At 72.8% G+C, this 16549-nt stretch carries 19 protein-coding genes and 1 riboswitch; of the genes, 9 read left to right on the forward strand and 10 right to left on the reverse strand.

Annotated features, from left to right (window positions below):
* Positions 1–50: 50 nt before the first annotated feature.
* Complete coding sequence (locus AQJ11_RS52695; RefSeq protein WP_115913573.1) at positions 51–107, reverse strand: trp operon leader peptide; 57 nt, start codon at positions 105–107, stop codon at positions 51–53.
* A gap of 96 nt (positions 108–203) precedes the next feature.
* Between AQJ11_RS52695 and AQJ11_RS19370 the strand changes: the two genes are divergently transcribed.
* Positions 204–1556, forward strand: a complete 1353-nt coding sequence (locus tag AQJ11_RS19370; RefSeq protein ID WP_015493229.1) for a class II 3-deoxy-7-phosphoheptulonate synthase — start codon at positions 204–206, stop codon at positions 1554–1556.
* Positions 1557–1736: 180 nt separating this feature from the next.
* Complete coding sequence (locus AQJ11_RS19375) at positions 1737–1961, forward strand: (2Fe-2S)-binding protein (RefSeq protein WP_014672203.1); 225 nt, start codon at positions 1737–1739, stop codon at positions 1959–1961.
* 19 nt (positions 1962–1980) lie between these two features.
* Here the strand turns inward: AQJ11_RS19375 and bfr are convergent, their stop codons facing one another.
* Positions 1981–2472: a bacterioferritin gene (gene bfr / locus AQJ11_RS19380; RefSeq protein WP_059263864.1), complete on the reverse strand. Its 492-nt coding sequence runs from the start codon at positions 2470–2472 to the stop codon at positions 1981–1983.
* Between the two features lie 171 nt (positions 2473–2643).
* On the opposite strand from bfr, the gene AQJ11_RS19385 reads away from it, so the two are divergent.
* Positions 2644–3276 carry a sulfite oxidase-like oxidoreductase gene (locus AQJ11_RS19385; RefSeq protein ID WP_014672201.1) on the forward strand — a complete coding sequence of 211 codons (633 nt, stop codon included), beginning with the start codon at positions 2644–2646 and terminating at the stop codon, positions 3274–3276.
* 12 nt (positions 3277–3288) lie between these two features.
* Here AQJ11_RS19385 and AQJ11_RS19390 read toward each other — a convergent pair whose 3' ends face one another.
* From AQJ11_RS19390 to thiO, 6 genes are all read right to left on the reverse strand, one after another.
* Positions 3289–3810 carry a DUF4396 domain-containing protein gene (locus tag AQJ11_RS19390; protein ID WP_059263865.1) on the reverse strand — a complete coding sequence of 174 codons (522 nt, stop codon included), beginning with the start codon at positions 3808–3810 and terminating at the stop codon, positions 3289–3291.
* Between the two features lie 75 nt (positions 3811–3885).
* Positions 3886–4764, reverse strand: a complete 879-nt coding sequence (locus AQJ11_RS19395; RefSeq protein WP_079082356.1) for a deoxyribonuclease IV — start codon at positions 4762–4764, stop codon at positions 3886–3888.
* Positions 4765–4821: 57 nt separating this feature from the next.
* Positions 4822–6789, reverse strand: a complete 1968-nt coding sequence (gene pknB / locus AQJ11_RS19400; RefSeq protein WP_059263866.1) for a Stk1 family PASTA domain-containing Ser/Thr kinase — start codon at positions 6787–6789, stop codon at positions 4822–4824.
* Between the two features lie 128 nt (positions 6790–6917).
* The gene (locus AQJ11_RS19405) at positions 6918–7712 is read right to left on the reverse strand and encodes a thiazole synthase (RefSeq protein WP_059263867.1); all 795 of its coding nucleotides are present in this window, start codon (positions 7710–7712) and stop codon (positions 6918–6920) included.
* A 3-nt stretch (positions 7713–7715) separates the two neighbouring features.
* Complete coding sequence (thiS, locus tag AQJ11_RS19410) at positions 7716–7928, reverse strand: sulfur carrier protein ThiS (protein WP_014672196.1); 213 nt, start codon at positions 7926–7928, stop codon at positions 7716–7718.
* Complete coding sequence (gene thiO, locus AQJ11_RS19415) at positions 7925–9121, reverse strand: glycine oxidase ThiO (RefSeq protein ID WP_059263868.1); 1197 nt, start codon at positions 9119–9121, stop codon at positions 7925–7927. The genes thiS and thiO overlap by 4 nt, the downstream gene beginning before the upstream one ends.
* Positions 9119–9230: riboswitch (TPP riboswitch) on the reverse strand. It overlaps the preceding gene by 3 nt.
* 53 nt (positions 9231–9283) lie before the next feature.
* Between thiO and AQJ11_RS19420 the strand changes: the two genes are divergently transcribed.
* From AQJ11_RS19420 to AQJ11_RS19445, 6 genes are all read left to right on the forward strand, one after another.
* Entirely contained in the window at positions 9284–9634 is a 351-nt protein-coding gene (locus AQJ11_RS19420; protein ID WP_041665116.1) for an avidin-fold protein, read from the forward strand.
* A 32-nt stretch (positions 9635–9666) separates the two neighbouring features.
* Positions 9667–10896, forward strand: a complete 1230-nt coding sequence (locus AQJ11_RS19425) for an NAD(P)/FAD-dependent oxidoreductase (RefSeq protein ID WP_208616566.1) — start codon at positions 9667–9669, stop codon at positions 10894–10896.
* Between the two features lie 63 nt (positions 10897–10959).
* A complete protein-coding gene (locus AQJ11_RS19430; protein ID WP_058080226.1) occupies positions 10960–11325 on the forward strand; it encodes an Rv2175c family DNA-binding protein in 366 nt (121 codons plus the stop codon).
* A 93-nt stretch (positions 11326–11418) separates the two neighbouring features.
* Positions 11419–12069, forward strand: coding sequence for a thiamine phosphate synthase (gene thiE / locus AQJ11_RS19435; RefSeq protein WP_014672191.1), 651 nt, complete (start codon positions 11419–11421; stop codon positions 12067–12069).
* Between the two features lie 96 nt (positions 12070–12165).
* Entirely contained in the window at positions 12166–13089 is a 924-nt protein-coding gene (gene metF, locus AQJ11_RS19440; RefSeq protein WP_051009678.1) for a methylenetetrahydrofolate reductase [NAD(P)H], read from the forward strand.
* Between the two features lie 56 nt (positions 13090–13145).
* On the forward strand, positions 13146–14069 hold the full coding sequence (locus AQJ11_RS19445) for an SCO2102 family sporulation regulator (protein WP_059263870.1): 924 nt from the start codon (positions 13146–13148) through the stop codon (positions 14067–14069).
* A 79-nt stretch (positions 14070–14148) separates the two neighbouring features.
* Here AQJ11_RS19445 and AQJ11_RS19450 read toward each other — a convergent pair whose 3' ends face one another.
* Both AQJ11_RS19450 and AQJ11_RS19455 read right to left on the reverse strand, forming a co-directional pair.
* Positions 14149–15684 (reverse strand): phytoene desaturase family protein, encoded by a 1536-nt coding sequence (locus tag AQJ11_RS19450; protein ID WP_208616567.1) that lies wholly within the window; start codon positions 15682–15684, stop codon positions 14149–14151.
* Between the two features lie 58 nt (positions 15685–15742).
* The gene (locus tag AQJ11_RS19455; protein WP_014672187.1) at positions 15743–16345 is read right to left on the reverse strand and encodes a DUF4126 domain-containing protein; all 603 of its coding nucleotides are present in this window, start codon (positions 16343–16345) and stop codon (positions 15743–15745) included.
* Positions 16346–16549: the final 204 nt, after the last annotated feature.

The raw sequence follows: 16549 nt of genomic DNA on the forward strand, positions 1-16549 counted from the left end.
ACCGAAGGCCGCCCCTCGGGCGGCCTTCGCGAAGTCTTGCGTACGCGCAGTCAGTGGGCCGCCGGATGAGCGGTCCACCACCAGTTCTGGATCGAAAGCGCGAACATGCGACGCACCCTATCGCATGTCCGCACTGTGTACGCGGTGTCTCATCAGCTGAGCATCGGCAGGAGCCCTCGGCATCACCCCGTACTGTTGAGCTCGTGACCGTGAACGCTAAGACCAGCCCGAGCGCTGGCAACACCTGGCGAGACCTGCCCGCGGCGCAGCAGCCCGAGTACCCCGACCCCGAGGCTCTGCGCGCAGTGATCGCGGACCTTGAGTCGTATCCGCCGCTCGTCTTCGCGGGCGAGTGCGATCAGCTGCGCGCCCGGATGGCGGCTGTCGCCAAGGGAGAGGCGTTCCTCCTCCAGGGCGGCGACTGCGCCGAGGCCTTCGACGCGGTGTCCGCGGACCACATCCGCAACAAGCTCAAGACGCTGCTCCAGATGGGTGCCGTCCTCACCTACGCGGCCTCCGTGCCCGTGGTCAAGGTCGGCCGGATCGCGGGCCAGTACTCCAAGCCCCGCTCCAAGCCGACCGAGACCCGCGACGGCGTGACGCTCCCGGTGTACCGGGGCGACTCCGTCAACGGCTTCGACTTCACCGAGGCCAGCCGCATCCCGGACCCGGAGCGGCTGAAGCGCATGTACCACGCGTCGGCCTCGACGCTGAACCTGGTGCGCGCCTTCACCACCGGCGGCTACGCCGACCTGCGCCAGGTGCACGCCTGGAACCAGGACTTCGTGCGGACCTCGCCGTCGGGCCAGCGCTACGAGCAGCTCGCGCGCGAGATCGACAACGCGCTGAACTTCATGCGGGCCTGCGGCACCGACCCGGAGGAGTTCAAGACCGTCGAGTTCTACTCCTCGCACGAGGCGCTGCTGCTGGACTACGAGTCCGCCCTGACCCGGGTCGACTCCCGCACGGGCAAGCTGTACGACGTCTCGGGCCACATGGTGTGGATCGGCGAGCGCACCCGCCAGCTGGACCACGCGCACATCGAGTTCGCCTCGCAGATCCGCAACCCGATCGGCATCAAGCTCGGCCCGACCACCACGGCCGAGGAGGCGCTGCGGTACATCGACCGCCTCGACCCCGAGCGGGAGCCGGGCCGGCTGACCTTCATCGTCCGCATGGGCGCCGGCCAGATCCGCGACAAGCTCCCCGAGCTGGTCGAGAAGGTCACGGCGTCCGGTGCGACGGTGGCCTGGGTGACCGACCCGATGCACGGCAACACCTTCGAGGCGGCCTCCGGGCACAAGACCCGCCGCTTCGACGACGTGCTCGACGAGGTCAAGGGCTTCTTCGAGGTCCACAAGGCGCTCGGCACCCACCCGGGCGGCATCCACGTGGAGCTGACCGGCGACGACGTCACCGAGTGCGTGGGCGGCGGCGACGAGATCTTCGTGGACGACCTGCACCAGCGCTACGAGACGGCCTGCGACCCGCGGCTGAACCGCAGCCAGTCGCTGGACCTGGCGTTCCTGGTGGCCGAGATGTACCGGGACCAGTGACCGGGGACCGGTAGCGACCGTCCTGTCACGCGCGGTCCTGTGACGGGGAGTCCTGGGGCGCGGATCACATCCGATCCGCGCCCCCGCCACTTTTGCGGCTGCCGGGGATGGGTTAGGTTAGGTTTGCCTCACCGGAAATGGGGTGGCAGGAACAGTGACCCCGTCGGGAGGTGGATCCGCGTGTACGTGTGCAGCTGCTTCGGTGTCACCGAGGCCCAGGTCAAGCAGCACGCGGAGAACGGCGCCTGCACCCCGCGCCAGATAGCCTCCGCCTGCAAGGCGGGCACCGACTGCGGCGGCTGCGTCCGGCGCATCCAGGCGCTGCTCGGCCGTGGCGCCTGCCCCCGCCGGGAACTGATCGACCAGCGCGCCCCGGCCCTCGTACCGCTGGACGACGCCGCGTAGCGTCCGTGCCCCCGCGGGCTCAGTGGGAGGAGTCGGGCTGGCTCTGCTCGATCACGGTCGACAGGTAGAGAGCCTCGCCCAGCTTGTCCACCAGCTCAAGCTGGGTGTCCAGGTAGTCGATGTGGTGCTCCTCGTCGGCCAGGATCGCCTCGAAGACGTTCGCCGACGTGATGTCGTCCTTCTCGCGCATCACCTGGACGCCCCGGCGCAGCCGGTCGATGGCCTCGACCTCGATCTGCCGGTCGGCCTGGAACATCTCGGTCACCGTCTGCCCGACCCGCACGTGGAAGAGCCGCTGGTAGTTGGGCAGGCCGTCGAGGAGCAGGATGCGGTCGGTGAGGACCTCGGCGTGCCGCATCTCGTCGAACGACTCCGCCCGCGTGTACCGGGCGAGCTTCGTCCACCCCTTGTGGTCCTGGAGCTTGGCATGCAGGAAGTACTGGTTGATCGCGGTCAGCTCGGCGGTCAGCTGTTCGTTGAGCAGTTCGATGACCTCGGGGTCGCCTTGCATCGCTGTGGACTCCTTCCAGGTGGACCCGGCCGATAGCGCCGCATGATTGCACCGGTGAGGAAGATCGTCCAGTAAGTACGCACTTAGTAAGTACGCCCAGTGATGATGGTATTCGTCGGGTTCGGGAGTGGGTGGTCAGGGGCACTGCCCCAGGTCTGTCAGGATGGATACATGGGTCATCCGGTGGAGCGAGAGTCTGGGGCAGCGGCAGGGTCCGAGCTTCCGCCGGGTCAGCGGCTCCAGCGCGGCTGGCCGGTCACGCACTACGGACCGGTCCCCAAGTTCCGGCCCGAGCGCTGGGAGTTCCGGGTCTTCGGCGCCACCGCCGACGGCGACAAGCGCACCTGGGACCACGAGGAGTTCACGGCCCTGCCGTACACCACGGTGGTGGCCGACCTGCACTGCGTGACGAAGTTCAGCATGGTCGGCGCGGAGTGGGGCGGCATCCCGGCCCGCGTGATCGTGGACCTGGCCCCGCCGGCGCCGGACGTCACCCATGTGATGGTCTGGGCGGAGTACGGCTTCAGCTCGAACCTGCGCCTCGCGGACTTCGTCTCCGACCGCGCGATCTTCGCCACCCACAAGGACGGCGAGCTGCTCACCGCCGAGCACGGCTTCCCGGTCCGGCTGATCGTGCCCCACCTGTACGCCTGGAAGGGGCCCAAGTGGGTCCGGGGCGTGGAGTACATGACCGCCGACCGCCGCGGCTTCTGGGAGGAGCGCGGCTACCACAACATCGGCGATCCCTGGAAGGAGCAGCGCTACTCCTACCAGGAGGAGCCCGGGGACGGCCCCGAGCTCTGATCCCCGGCCCGCTCAGTGGTGGTACCGGTGCACCACCGCGTGCCCCTTGCCCCGGCCGATCATCCACTTGTTGACCGGGGTGGTCACCATGAAGGCGATCACGAACGAGACCGCGAGCGAGATCCAGAACAGCGCGTCGCCCAGCGTGGCGTCCATCGCCGACGGCCAGACCAGGATCACCCCGTTGTCCATCAGCTCCATCACGACGATGGACAGGGTGTCCGCCGCCAGCGCCACCCGGAAGGCCGTACGGAAGTCGACGCCGGCCCGCAGCACCCCGCGCAGGGTGAGTGAGTAGCCGAACACGAAGGCCAGGACGATCGCCAGCACCATGGTCGGCAGGTTGCCCCAGCCGAAGGCCGTGCCGACGACCATGCCGAGCACCTCGCCGATGGCGCAGCCGGTGAGGCAGTGCAGGGTGGCCTGGACGGCCATGGCCCAGGTGGCGGCGGGTGCGTGGTGGTGTCCCTGGTCCGCGTCCGCGTGCCCGTGGTGGTGTGCGTGTGCGTGTGCCGCGTGCGCCTCGTGCTGCATGACTACCCCCATGTCAGGTGACGGCTCCTGCGCCTGGCTAGGAACCATATACCCCATGGGGGTATTCCCCAACGGTCAGTCCCCGCGGAGTTTCTTCAGCCGCTCCACGTCCGCCGCGTGCCCCTCCTTGCCGCCGGGCGTCTCGATGACCAGCGGCACGCCCTCGGTCGCGGGGTGGGTCATGAGCGCCCGGAACGGGTCCTCCCCGATGTGGCCGGCGCCGATGTTCTCGTGCCGGTCCTTGTGGGCGCCCACCACATCCTTGGAGTCGTTGGCGTGGATCAGCTTCAGCCGGCCCGGGCCGACGGTGTCCACCAGCAGGTCCAGGGTCCGGTGCATGCCGTCCGGCCCGGTCAGATCGTGCCCGGCGGCGAAGATGTGGCAGGTGTCCAGGCACACGCCGAGTTTCGGATGCGCGTCCAGCGCCTCGAAGTACGGCCCGAAGTCCCAGGTCCGCGAGCACAGCGAGGCGCCCTGCCCGGCGGTCGACTCCAGCAGCAGGAACGGGTCGTCGTCGTGGGTCAGCTCGTCCAGCAGCGGCAGCAGACGCGCGCGCACCTGCTTCAGCGCGACCTCCCGCGTCCGCCCGCCGGTGGCGCTCCCGGTGTGCACCACGACACCCAGCGCGCCGATCTCCCGCCCGCGCCGCAGCGAGTGCCGCAGCGACTCCACCGACCGCTCCACGGTCGCCTCGGTGTGCGAGCCGAAGTTGATCAGGTACGGCGCGTGCACGTACGCCGGGACCGACTCCTCGGCGCAGGCCGCGCGGAACGCCTCGTCCTGCCGCGGGTTCCCGGCGGGCGTGGCCCAGCCGCGCGGATTGGCGACGAAGACCTGCACGGTCTCGGCCTTCAGGTCACGGGCGTACGACAGCCCGACGGAGTGCAGACCACCGGCCACGGGCACATGGCCGCCGACGGGGTTGCGGGGGAGGGGGGACTGAACGGGACTCACCCGTTCAGGGTGTCATGTCCGCCCCCACGCCCGGACCGCGCTCCCCGGTGAGACCGGTCACCGGATGGTGATCGTGATCGTCGACCCCTTGGGCGCCTCGTCGCCGCCGTCCACCGACTGCTTCTTCACGGTGTCCCCGAACAGCCCCAGCAGCCCGCGGTCCTCCTTCACCTCGAACCCGGCGTCCTGCAGGGCCTGGTGCGCGTCGTCCACGCTGTCGCCGACCACGTCCGGGACCTCGACCATCTCCGGGCCGTCGGACAGCGTCAGCGTCACCGTGTCGCCCTCGGCCGCCTGGCGGCCGAGGCCCGGGCTCTGCGCGGCGACCTCGCCCTCGTCGTACTCGGAGTGGACCCGCTGCCCGGCCACCCTCACCTTCAGCCCGGCGTCCGTGAGCTCCTGCTTCGCGCTCTCCAGGTCCTCGCCGGTGACGTCCGGCACGTCGATCGGGCTGCCCTTGCTGACGGTCAGCGCGATCGCCGAGCCCGCGTGCCGCTCGGTGCCCGCCTCGGGCGTCGTACCGATCACCGAGCCCCTCGGGACGTCGTCGCTGAACGCGCGGGTGACCATGCCCGGCTCCAGGTCGTCCGCCTTCAGCCGCGCCCGCGCCTTCGCGAGCGACTGGCCCGCCACGTCCGGCACGTTCACCGTCTGCGGTCCCAGCGACACGGTCAGCGTCACCGAGTCGTGGTCCCGGATCCGCGCGCCGGGCGCCGGGTCGCTGCCGATCACCGTGCCGCGCTCGACCGTGTCGCTGTACGCGCGCTTGACCTGCCCGACGTCCAGCCCGGCCGCCTTCAGCCGCTCCCTGGCCTGCGCCTCCGTCTTGGCCAGCAGCGGCGGCACCTTGGTGAACTGGCCGGAGTTGATGTACCAGACCCCGGCGCCCACGCCGAACACCACCAGCACGGCCGCGATCACCGCCAGGACCGCGCGCGGGGGCCGCGCCGGGCGCCGGCGGGGCGGCACGGGCGGGCTCTGGAACCGGGCGGTGCGGTCGACGCCGTCCACGGAGGCGTCCGCGTCCTCGTCCACCGGCAGCGGCCGGGACGGGGATCCCCCCACGCGGGCGAAGCCGAGCGTGGGGGAGGTCAGCGCGCGCGGGATCACGCTCGTGCGGTCCTCGGCGTTGTCGTGCTCCGCGGTCAGCGCCTGCGGCGGCAGCGCGTCGAGCTGCTCGTCGGTCAGCGACAGGCGGGCCTCGCGCACCTGGGCGAGCAGGGCCACGGCGTCGTGCGGCCGGATGTCCGGGGTGCGCGCGGTGGCCGACGCGACCAGCTCGTCCAGGTGGTACGGCAGGCCGGGCACGAGCGCCGAGGGCGGCGGCACGTCCTCGTGGAGGTGCTTGTAGAGCACCTGGGCCGGGGAGTCCCCGGAGTGCGGCTTGGCGCCCGTCAGCATCTCGTACAGCACCACACCGCACGCGTACACGTCGACGCGCGGGTCGGTGGTGCCCTGCTCGATCTGCTCCGGCGCGAGGTAGGAGACGGTCCCGAGCACGGCACCGGTCGTGCTGGTCACCGTGTCCACGGAGCGCACCAGCCCGAAGTCGGCGACCTTGACCCGGCCGTCGTCGCCTATCAGCACGTTCTCGGGCTTCATGTCCCGGTGCACGAACCCGGCCCGGTGCGCGGCACCGAGCGCGGCGAGCACCGGCTCCAGGACGTCCAGCGCGGCCCGCGGCTGCACCGCGCCCCGCTCGCGCAGCACGTCCCGCAGGGTGCAGCCGGCTATGTACTCCATCGCCAGGTAGACGTACGACCCGTCGGTCCCCTGGTCGAAGACCTGCACCACGTTGGGGTGGTCGAGCCGGGCGACCGACTTGGCCTCCCGGATGAACCGCTCGACGAACGTGCCGTCGGCCGCGAGCGTCGGGTGCATCACCTTCAGCGCGAGCACGCGGTCCAGGCGGGTGTCCAGGGCCCGGTAGACCGTGGCCATGCCACCGGCCGCGATCCGCGCGTCGACGCGGTACCGGCCGTCGAGCACCTGCCCGACGAGGGGGTCCTGAAGGGTCGTATCCACGAGAGGCGAGTCTACGAGGGGGGACCGACACGACCGCCCCGCCCACCGGCATCGGAGCGGGACTGAAGCCGACCTGTGACGCGACACACGCGCGAACCGGGGGCCGCCGGCGACGGGGACGAAACGGGCTAGAACGCGGGACGCTCGGGATCCAGCACGGCCAGGCCCTCCGCCGGGGACGACGCCTCGGCGAGGTACCTGCGGGGGATCCGTCCGGCCAGCCGGGCCAGCCGGCCGCCCTCCACCGCGAGCTTCATGGCGCCGGCCATCAGTTCCGGCTCCTGGGCCCGGGTCACCGCCGAGGCGAGCATCACCCCGGCGCACCCCAGCTCCATCGCCAACGCCGCGTCCGACGCCGTACCGGCCCCCGCGTCCAGGATCACCGGCACCCGCGCGTGCTCGACGATGAGCTGGAAGTTGTGGGGGTTGCGGATCCCCAGCCCGGACCCGATCGGCGACCCCAGCGGCATGACCGCGGCGCACCCCACGTCCTCCAGCTTCCGCGCGAGCACCGGATCGTCGTTCGTGTACGGCAGCACCGTGAACCCGTCGTCCACCAGCGTCTCCGCCGCCTCCAGCAGCTCCACCGGATCCGGCAGCAGCGTCCGCTCGTCGGCGATGACCTCCAGCTTCACCAGGTCCGTGCCCAGCGCCTCCCGGGCCAGCCGGGCGGTCAGCACGGCCTCGCCCGCGGTGAAACAGCCGGCCGTGTTCGGCAGCACCCGGATGCCGAGCTTCTCCAGCACCGACAGCACCGAGCCGTGCACGGAGGGGTCCACCCGGCGCATCGCGACCGTGGTCAGTTCCGTACCGGAGGCGACCAGCGCCCGCTCCAGCACGTCCAGGCTGGGCGCCCCGCCCGTGCCCATGATCAGCCGGGAGGAGAAGGTCAGGTCACCCAGGACCAGGGGATCGTCGGCCATGGCTCAGCCTCCTTGCACGGCGGTGAGGACTTCGACCCGGTCGCCGTCGGCGAGCGCGGTCGTCGCCCACTGCGCGCGCGGGACGACGGTCTCGTTGACGGCGGCGGCCACCCCGCGCGGGGCGGCGGTGAGGGTCCGGACGAGGGTGTCGAGGGCGGTGCCCGGGGCGATCTCCCGGCGCTCCCCGTTGACGGAAATCATGACCGGGCTGTTCATGCGGGCTGCTCCAACTCCTCCGTCGTCTCCCTGACCGCGGCGCCCTGCCCGCGCGCGGTGCCGAAGCGCCGCGGCGTGAACGGACGGGCCTCCTGCGGAAGCTCCCCGGTGACCAGGGCGTGCGCCAGCACGTCCCCGGTGACCGGCGTGAGCAGCACGCCGTTGCGGTAGTGCCCGGTGGCCAGCAGCAGCCCGGCCAGCCCGGACGGGCCGAGCAGCGGCGCGTTGTCCGGGGAGCCGGGGCGCAGCCCGGCCCGGGTCTCGGTCAGCGGCAGCTCGGTGATGCCGGGCACCAGCTCGTGCGCGTCGCGCAGCAGCTCGTACACGCCCCCGGCGGTGACCGTCGTGTCCCAGCCGAGCTCCTCGCTGGTGGCGCCGACGACCAGTTCGCCGTTCTCCCGGGGCACCAGGTAGACCTGGCCGCCCCGCACCACGGCCCGTACGGTCCGGCTCAGGAACGGCGCGTACCGGCGCGGCACGGTCAGCCGCAGCACCTGCCCCTTCACCGGCCGCACCGGAGGCAGCAGCTCGTCCGGCACGCCCGCGAGCCGCCCGCTCAGGCTGCCGGCCGCGAGCACCACCCGGTCCGCGCGCAGAGCCGTGCCGTCCGCCGTGGTGACCCCGGCGGCCCGGTCCCGCACCACGTCCAGCCGCTCCGCCCACGCCCGGTGGAACACCACACCGGCCCGCTCGCACGCGGCCACCAGCGCCGCCGCCAGCCGGCGCGGGTCGATCTGGTGGTCGCCGTCCACCCGCAGCCCGCCGCGCACCCCCGGTGCCAGCATCGGCTCCAGGCGCCGGCACTCCCGCCCCGACAGCCACTCCGGGGCGAGGCCCGAGCGCTGCTGGAGCGCGTGCAGTTCGCGCAGGTGGGCTCGGTCGTCGGCGTCCAGGGCGACGGCGAGGGTGCCGCAGCGGCGGTAGCCGAGGTCATGGCCGGTCAGTTCGCTCAGCTCGGCCGCGAAGGCGGGGTAGCGGCGGGCCGATTCCAGGTTCAGGGCGAGCAGGGTCTCCTCGCCGTAGTGCAGTTCGGTGACCGCGGCCAGCATCCCGGCCGCGACCTGCGCGGCCCCGCCGCCGGGCTCGGGGTCCACGACGGCCGTGGCGAGCCCGCGCTGCGCCGCGCGCCAGGCCGTGACCAGGCCGATGATCCCGCCCCCGATGACGAGGACGTCGGACGTACGTGACGACATGGGCGTCCAGCCCCTCCCTTCGCCGGCATGACCCGGATCAGGTTCGTACGGTCGGAGGCCGCCAGCCTCCCTCTCAGCCCGGTGCGTCCGGGCTCCCGCGAGTGCTTGTACGGTGGCAACCCTAGCCCGCCGCCCTCCTCACCCGTAAGGGAGCCCCGTTCCATGGCCCGGTCGCTCGATGGACTGATCCTCGCCCCTGTGGCGGACCAAGCCCCAGGTCAGGTGGGTACCCGCACACGGTTCGCGTACCACGAGGAGGACGGCGCGATCTGGGCCGAGTACGCGGGCGGTGACGTCGTGCGCGGCCATCTGGTCGGCACCCGCGAGGGCGACCGGCTGGACTTCCGGTACGTGCAGCTCAAGACCGACGGGACGACCTCCTCGGGGCACTGCGTGTCCACGGTCGCCGAGCTGCCGGACGGGCGGGTGCGCCTGGACGAGACCTGGGAGTGGGAGTCCCAGGCCGGCTCCGGCACGAGCGTGGTGGAGCAGGTCACCGAGCCCGCCGCCTGACTGACGGATCGTCAATTGTCTATGGTGATCGGGTGAGCGAGCAGACAGCGCAAGAGGGCACGGCGGCGCGGCGCGTGGTCGTCGTCGGCGCGGGCATGGCCGGGGTGCAGACCGCGGTCGCCCTGCGCGAGCAGGGTTTCCGGGGCGGCGTGACCATCATCGGCGCCGAGCCGCACCAGCCGTACGACCGGCCGCCGCTGTCGAAGGCGGTGCTGCTCGGCAAGGCCGAGGACTCCGCCTTCGAGGTGGACTTCGAGTCCCTCGGGGTCGGGCTGCGGCTCGGCTGCGAGGTGTACGGCGTGCGCCCCGCCGAGCACGAGCTGGACACCGGGACGGGCCCGGTGCCGTACGACGTCCTGGTCCTCGCCACCGGCGCCGAACCGGTCCGGCTGCCCGGCACCGAGGGCGTGCCCGGCGTGCACCTGCTGCGCACCCTGGACGACGCCGAACGGCTGCGCCCCGTGCTCGCCCGCCAGCACGACATCGTGGTCGTGGGCGCCGGCTGGATCGGCGCCGAGTTCGCCACCGCCGCCCGCGAGGCCGGCTGCGCGGTGACCGTCGTGGAGGCCGCCGGCCATCCGCTCGCCGGCGCCCTGCCCGCCGAGGTCGCCGCGCCCATGGCCGCCTGGTACGCCGAGGCGGGCGTGGAACTGCGCACCCACGCGCGCGTGGAGCGCGTCGAGCCCGGCGCGGTGGTGCTCGCCGACGGCACCCGGCTGCCCGCGGGCGCCGTCGTCGTCGGCATCGGCGCCCGTCCCGCCACCGGCTGGCTGGCCGGCTCCGGCGTCGAGCTGGGCGCGCACGGCGAGGTCCTCACCGACGACCGCCTGTGCACCTCCGTGCCCGATGTGTACGCCGTCGGCGACTGCGCCTCCTTCCCGTCGGCGCGCTACGGCGAACGGCTCCTCGTCCACCACTGGGACAACGCCCTGCAAGGTCCGCGCACGGTCGCCGCGAACATCCTCGGCGAGACCCCGGCGGTCTACGACCCGGTGCCGTACTTCTGGTCCGAGCAGTTCGGCCGGTTCGTCCAGTACGCCGGCCACCACGCCGGCGCCGACCGCCTGGTCTGGCGCGGCGACCCGGCAGGCCCGTCCTGGACGGTCTGCTGGCTCCGCGAAGACCGCCTGGTGGCCCTCCTGGCCGTCGGCCGCCCCCGCGACCTGGCCCAGGGCCGCCGCCTGATCGAGGCGGGCCGGCGGATGGACCCCGAGGCCCTGACCGACCCGGCGCGGCCACTGAAGAACGCCACGGCCGACTAGCCCACCCTCCCGCCTGGACCTGCCTGACTTCCGACTGTCAGTGGGGGATGGCAGGCTAGGAACGTGACCGAGATTGACGCAAAGATCGATGCTCTCGTCCCCGCCTGGCTCACCCTGCCCGACATCGCCGACATGCTCGGTGTCGAGGTGACGCGTGTCCGGCAGCTGGTCAAGGAGGGCCAGCTCATCGCCGTACGCCGGGGTGAGAACAGGGCGCTGCACGTCCCCGCCGCCTTCATCGACGGGGACAAGGTCGTCAAGGGCCTGTCCGGGACCCTGACGCTCCTGCGGGACGACGGCTTCACGGTCGAAGAGATGATCGAGTGGCTCTTCACCCCCGACCCGACCCTGCCCGGCACTCCCGCGCAGGCCCTGAGCGAGAATCGCGGCACGGAGGTGAAGCGCCGCGCCCAGGCGCTCGCCGTCTGAGCCGATCCGCAGCAGGCAGGTGGCGTGCGGGCCGGACGCCCGTACGCCACCGCGCACCACCGCCAGGGACACCGACCACGGGGGGACCCACGCATGTCCGACACCGCCCGCGCCGCGCTCGCCGACGCCCGCCTGTACCTCTGCACGGACGCCCGCGAGCGCCAGGGCGACCTGCCCGAGTTCCTGGACGCGGTCCTGGCCGGCGGCGTCGACATCGTGCAGCTGCGGGACAAGGGCATGGAGGCAGCCGAGGAACTGGAGCACCTGGAGGTCTTCGCCGACGCGTGCGCCCGGCACGGCAAGCTGCTCGCGGTCAACGACCGGGCCGACGTCGCCCACGCCGCCCGCGCCGACGTGCTCCACCTCGGACAGGGCGACCTCCCGGTCCCCGCGGCCCGGGCGATCCTCGGCGACCGGGTGCTGATCGGCCGCTCCACGCACGCCGAGGCGGAGGCCGCCGCTGCCGCCGTCCAGGAGGGCGTGGACTACTTCTGCACCGGCCCCTGCTGGCCCACCCCCACCAAGCCCGGCCGCCACGCCCCCGGCCTGGACCTGGTCCGCTACGCGGCGGGCCTCGGCACCGACCGCCCCTGGTTCGCCATCGGCGGCATCGACCTCGGCAACCTGGACCAGGTGCTGGACGCCGGCGCCCGCCGGGTGGTCGTGGTCCGCGCGATCACCGAGGCGGACGACCCGGGCGCGGCGGCGACGGAGTTCGCGAAGCGGCTGCGGGACGCCCGCTAGAGCGGTTCTGTCCATCTGCTGGACAGGAGAGCGGCAATTCAGGCAATTTCCCGGTATCCGGTTGGGGGACCGCCCACCCCTGGCTAACCTGCCCGTATGGCCCTAGGAACCGCATCCACCAGGACTGATCGCGCACGTACCGTGAGTGACATCCTCGCCACAGGCAAGACGACGTACTCGTTCGAGTTCTCGGCGCCGAAGACCCCGAAGGGCGAGCGGAACCTGTGGAGCGCGCTCCGGCGGGTCGAGGCGGTCGCCCCCGACTTCGTCTCCGTGACCTACGGCGCCGGCGGTTCCACCCGCGCGGGCACGGTCAAGGAGACCCAGCAGATCGTCGCGGACACCACACTGACCCCGGTCGCCCACCTCACCGCGGTCGACCACTCCATCGCCGAACTGCGCAACATCATCGGCCAGTACGCGGACGCCGGCATCCGCAACATGCTCGCCGTGCGCGGCGACCCGCCCGGCGACCCGATGGGCGAGTGGGTGCCGCACCCCCGCGGCCTGACCTACGCGGCCGAACTCGTCCGGCTCATCAAGGAGTCGGGCGACTTCTGCGTGGGCGTCGCCGCGTTCCCGGAGATGCACCCGCGCTCCGCGGACTGGGACACCGACGTCGCCCACTTCGTGGACAAGTGCCGTGCGGGGGCCGACTACGCCATCACGCAGATGTTCTTCCAGCCGGAGTCGTACCTGCGCCTGCGCGACCGCGTGGCGGTCGCGGGCTGCGAGACCCCGGTCATCCCGGAAGTCCTGCCGGTCACCAGTGTGAAGATGCTGGAACGGTTGCCGAAGCTCAGCAACGCCCATGTCCCGGACGCCCTGAAAGAGCGGATCCTCACAGCGAAGGACGATCCGGCGGCGGTACGCTCCATCGGTATCGAGTTCGCCACGGAGTTCTGCGCGCGGCTGCTGGCCGAGGGAGTGCCCGGACTGCACTTCATCACGCTCAACAACTCCACGGCGACCCTGGAAATCTACGAGAACCTGGGCCTGCACCACCCCCCGCAGGCCTAGACCGGCCGCACCGCGATACGACACACTGCGTAGCGGTCACTGGGAGAGGGGCGTACATGGGCTGGACGGTCCTCTACATCGCGTTCGGCGGCGTCGCGCTGTGGTTGCTGGGCGAGGTGCTGTTGCAGTACAAGGCGCGGCTGCGCTGGCGCCTCCTCGCCTTCGGCGGCTTCCTCGGCGTCGTGGTGGGCGTGCTGATCCCGTCCGTCATCGTGATCGGACTGGGCGCGATCGCCTTCGCGGTCGGCCAGACCTACGTCACGCTGTCGTTCCGCCGCGGCTTCTCCTCCGGCTGGGCGGTCAAGCGGCCCGGCCCCGAGGCGGCGGCCGGCAGCAAGCGGCGCCGCGGCCGGGCGGACCGGCACGCGCCGGACCCGCAGGGCGCCGACCCGGAGTTCGCCCCGGCCGCCGACGAGCGCGACCCCGAGCACGCCACCGACCACGGCGGCCACGGCCAGGCGCACGGCGACTACGACGACTACGACCGCGACGACGTCTTCACCCCGGCCAACGCCCGGACGGCCGAGACCACCGCCGCCGAGACCACCGCCGTCTACGAGCCGCAGCCCCTCCCCGACGACACCGGCAACTACGGCGTCTACGGCGATCCCGCGCACGCGCACACCGCCCAGCAGAACCACGCCTACGACTATTCGGGCTACGGCCAGCAGGGTTACGACTACGACGGCGCCGCCCAGCAGGGTTACGCCAACTACTCCGACCCGTACATCGGCAGCCAGCCCTACGGCTCCTACGACCAGGGGTACGCCCAGCAGTACGGGCAGCAGCAGGGCTACGCGCAGGACCCGTACGCCACCGGCGGCTACGGCGAGACCCCGGCCGGCGGGGTGTGGGTGCCGCAGCAGCGCACCGACGAGACCTACGGCGGTGAACTCCCGCAGGAGCAGCCGTATCCCCACCAGCAGGGCGGACCGCAGCCGCAGTCCGGGGCCGGGTACGACGAGCAGTACCGCTTCTGACGGTCCGGCTCCCCGGGCTCACCCGCTCACAGGCAGCCCTGGGGGCCGCCCGGCGGGAGCCCGTTCACCCGGCGCCCGTTCACTGCGAGCCGCGGAACTCCGGGCCCTCCACGATCAGGCCGGCCACCAGCGCGCCCGACATGCCGGCGTGCGGCAGGCCGCCGCCCGGATGGGACCAGCCGCCGACGGCGAACAGGCCCGGTACCGCCGTGGAGTTGGCCGGGTGCAGCACCCCCTCCGGTGCGGCCAGCGCGGGCGGCGGCACGGCACCGCCCACGGCTCCCGTCTCCCGCTCGGTGTCCAGCGGTGTGCGGACCTCGCGCCACAGCACCCGCTCGCGCAGCCCCGGCACGGCCCGCTCGGCGGCGGCGACCATCCGGTCCGCGAAGGCGTCGGCGGCACCGGGCGCCGCCCAGTCGTACTCCGTCGCCGACGGCACCGTCGCCGTCAGCACCACGCTCTCGTGCTCCCCGTCGGGGCGCAGGGCCGGGTCGTCCGGCCGGTCGACGACGGTCGTCGGCAGGTCGGGCAGCACGCCGTGCCGGAACAGATCCAGGTCGCCCTCGTCGTCGGCCGCGTGCACCACCGTGCGGTGCACCGCGCCGGGCTCCCGTGCCCCGCGCAGCGCCAGGCACACGACCATCCGGCCGGGGTACCGGTCCTCCGGCTCCGGTTCGACGGCCCCGGCCCCGTACACCTGCCGGCCCGTCAGGTCGCGCAGTCTCCACGGGCCCTGGCCGACCACGAAGTCCGCCTCGGCCACCGTGGCTCCCCCGGAGCCGGACGCCGGGGAGGCGCCCCCGGCCAGCTCCACCCCGGCCGCGCCGCCGTCCTTCTCCAGGATCCGGGTGACCTCGGCGCCGAACACGAACTCGACCCGCCGTTGTCGGCACCGCTCGTACACCGCGTCCGCCAGCTCCCGGATGCCGCCGCGCACGTACCAGGTGCCGAAGGCGTGCTCCATGTAGGGCAGCACGGCCGCGCTCGCCGGGGCGGCGCCCGGGTCGACGCCGTACGCGAGCGCGTAGCCGTCCAGCAACTGAGCCAGCCGGGGGTCGCGCAGTTCCCGCTTGCCGATCTCGGACAGCGTGACCACGCGGCGCCTGCCCAGCAGCCGCTTGTACGTGGTGCCCGGGTACGGCTCCTTGCCGGCCAGCACCTGCCAGTTGGGCCACAGCGGCTCCTCCAGCAGCGGCCGGCGGGTGCGGTCCCAGGCCTCGCGGGCCCGCACCAGGAAGTCGCCCCAGCGCTCGCCCGCCCCCGCGCCCAGCGCCTCGTCCAGAGCCGCGACGACGCCCGCGCGGGAGGCGTTGGGCAGGGACACCTGCGTGCCGTCCGCGAAGACGTGCCGCGCGGACGGGTCGACCTGGACCAGCTCGACGCGGTCCTCCAGCGGCTCCTTGCCGGTCTTGATGAACAGGTCGCGGTACACGGCGGGCAGCGTCAGCAGTCCCGGGCCCGTGTCGAAGCGGAACCCGTCCCGCTCGAACCGGCGCACCGAGCCGCCGTACGTCTCCGTCCGTTCGTACACCGTCACCCGGTGGCCCGCGACGGCCAGCCGGGCGGCAGCCGCCATCGCGCCCATCCCGGCGCCGATCACCGCAATCCGTGCCATGCCCGTGACTGTATCGACCGCCACCGACAACCCGGCCGCCGGGCGGCGCCGGCGCAGGTCAGGGGGCCCGTGAGGCGAGGCGCCGCTCCTCCCGGCGCTGGGCCCGGCGACGCAGGAAACGGCGGATGCGCGAGACGAGGAACAGCAGGGTGAGCAGCCCGCCGGCCAGCAGGACGGCCGCGATGACCGCCGCCGCCTCCGGGTGGAACACCGCGAACGTGACGATGCCCCCGACCCCGAGATCCTCGGCGAGACTCAGCGCGATGTTGCTGAACGGCTCGGGCGAGGTGTTGACCGCCATCCGCGTCCCGGCCTTCACGGCGTGGCTGGCCAGCGCCGTCGAACCGCCGATCAGGCCGGCCGCCACGTCGGAGAGCGAGCCGCTCTGCCCGGCGAGCAGCGCCCCGACCCAGGCACCGGCGAGCGGCCGGACCACCGTGTGCACGGAGTCCCACAGCGAGTCGACGTAGGGGATCTTGTCGGCGACGGCCTCGCACAGGAACAGCACACCCGCGACGATCAGCACCTCGGGGCGCTGCAACGTCTGCGGGACGTCATCGGCGATCCCCGCCGCGCCGAAGAGGCCGAGCAGCAGCACCACCGCGTAGGCGTTGATGCCGCTGGCCCAGCCGCTCGTGAAGACCAGAGGGAGTACGGACACGGACGCGATCGTAGCCAGGCGCCGGACCACGGGCATGGGCACGCGCGCGGACGGCTGAGTACGCGTACTCAGACGGCCAGATGAGTACGCGCGCGGATGGGCCGGGAGACGTGCGAACGGGAGAGTGGAGGCACGGCAGAGGGGCGCGGCCCGGCACCGCCGGCACGGGGCGGCGGAACGGCGCCCGCCCCCTGGCCGCTCCTT

Source organism: Streptomyces corchorusii, from assembly GCF_001514055.1.
GTDB lineage: Bacteria > Actinomycetota > Actinomycetes > Streptomycetales > Streptomycetaceae > Streptomyces > Streptomyces olivaceoviridis.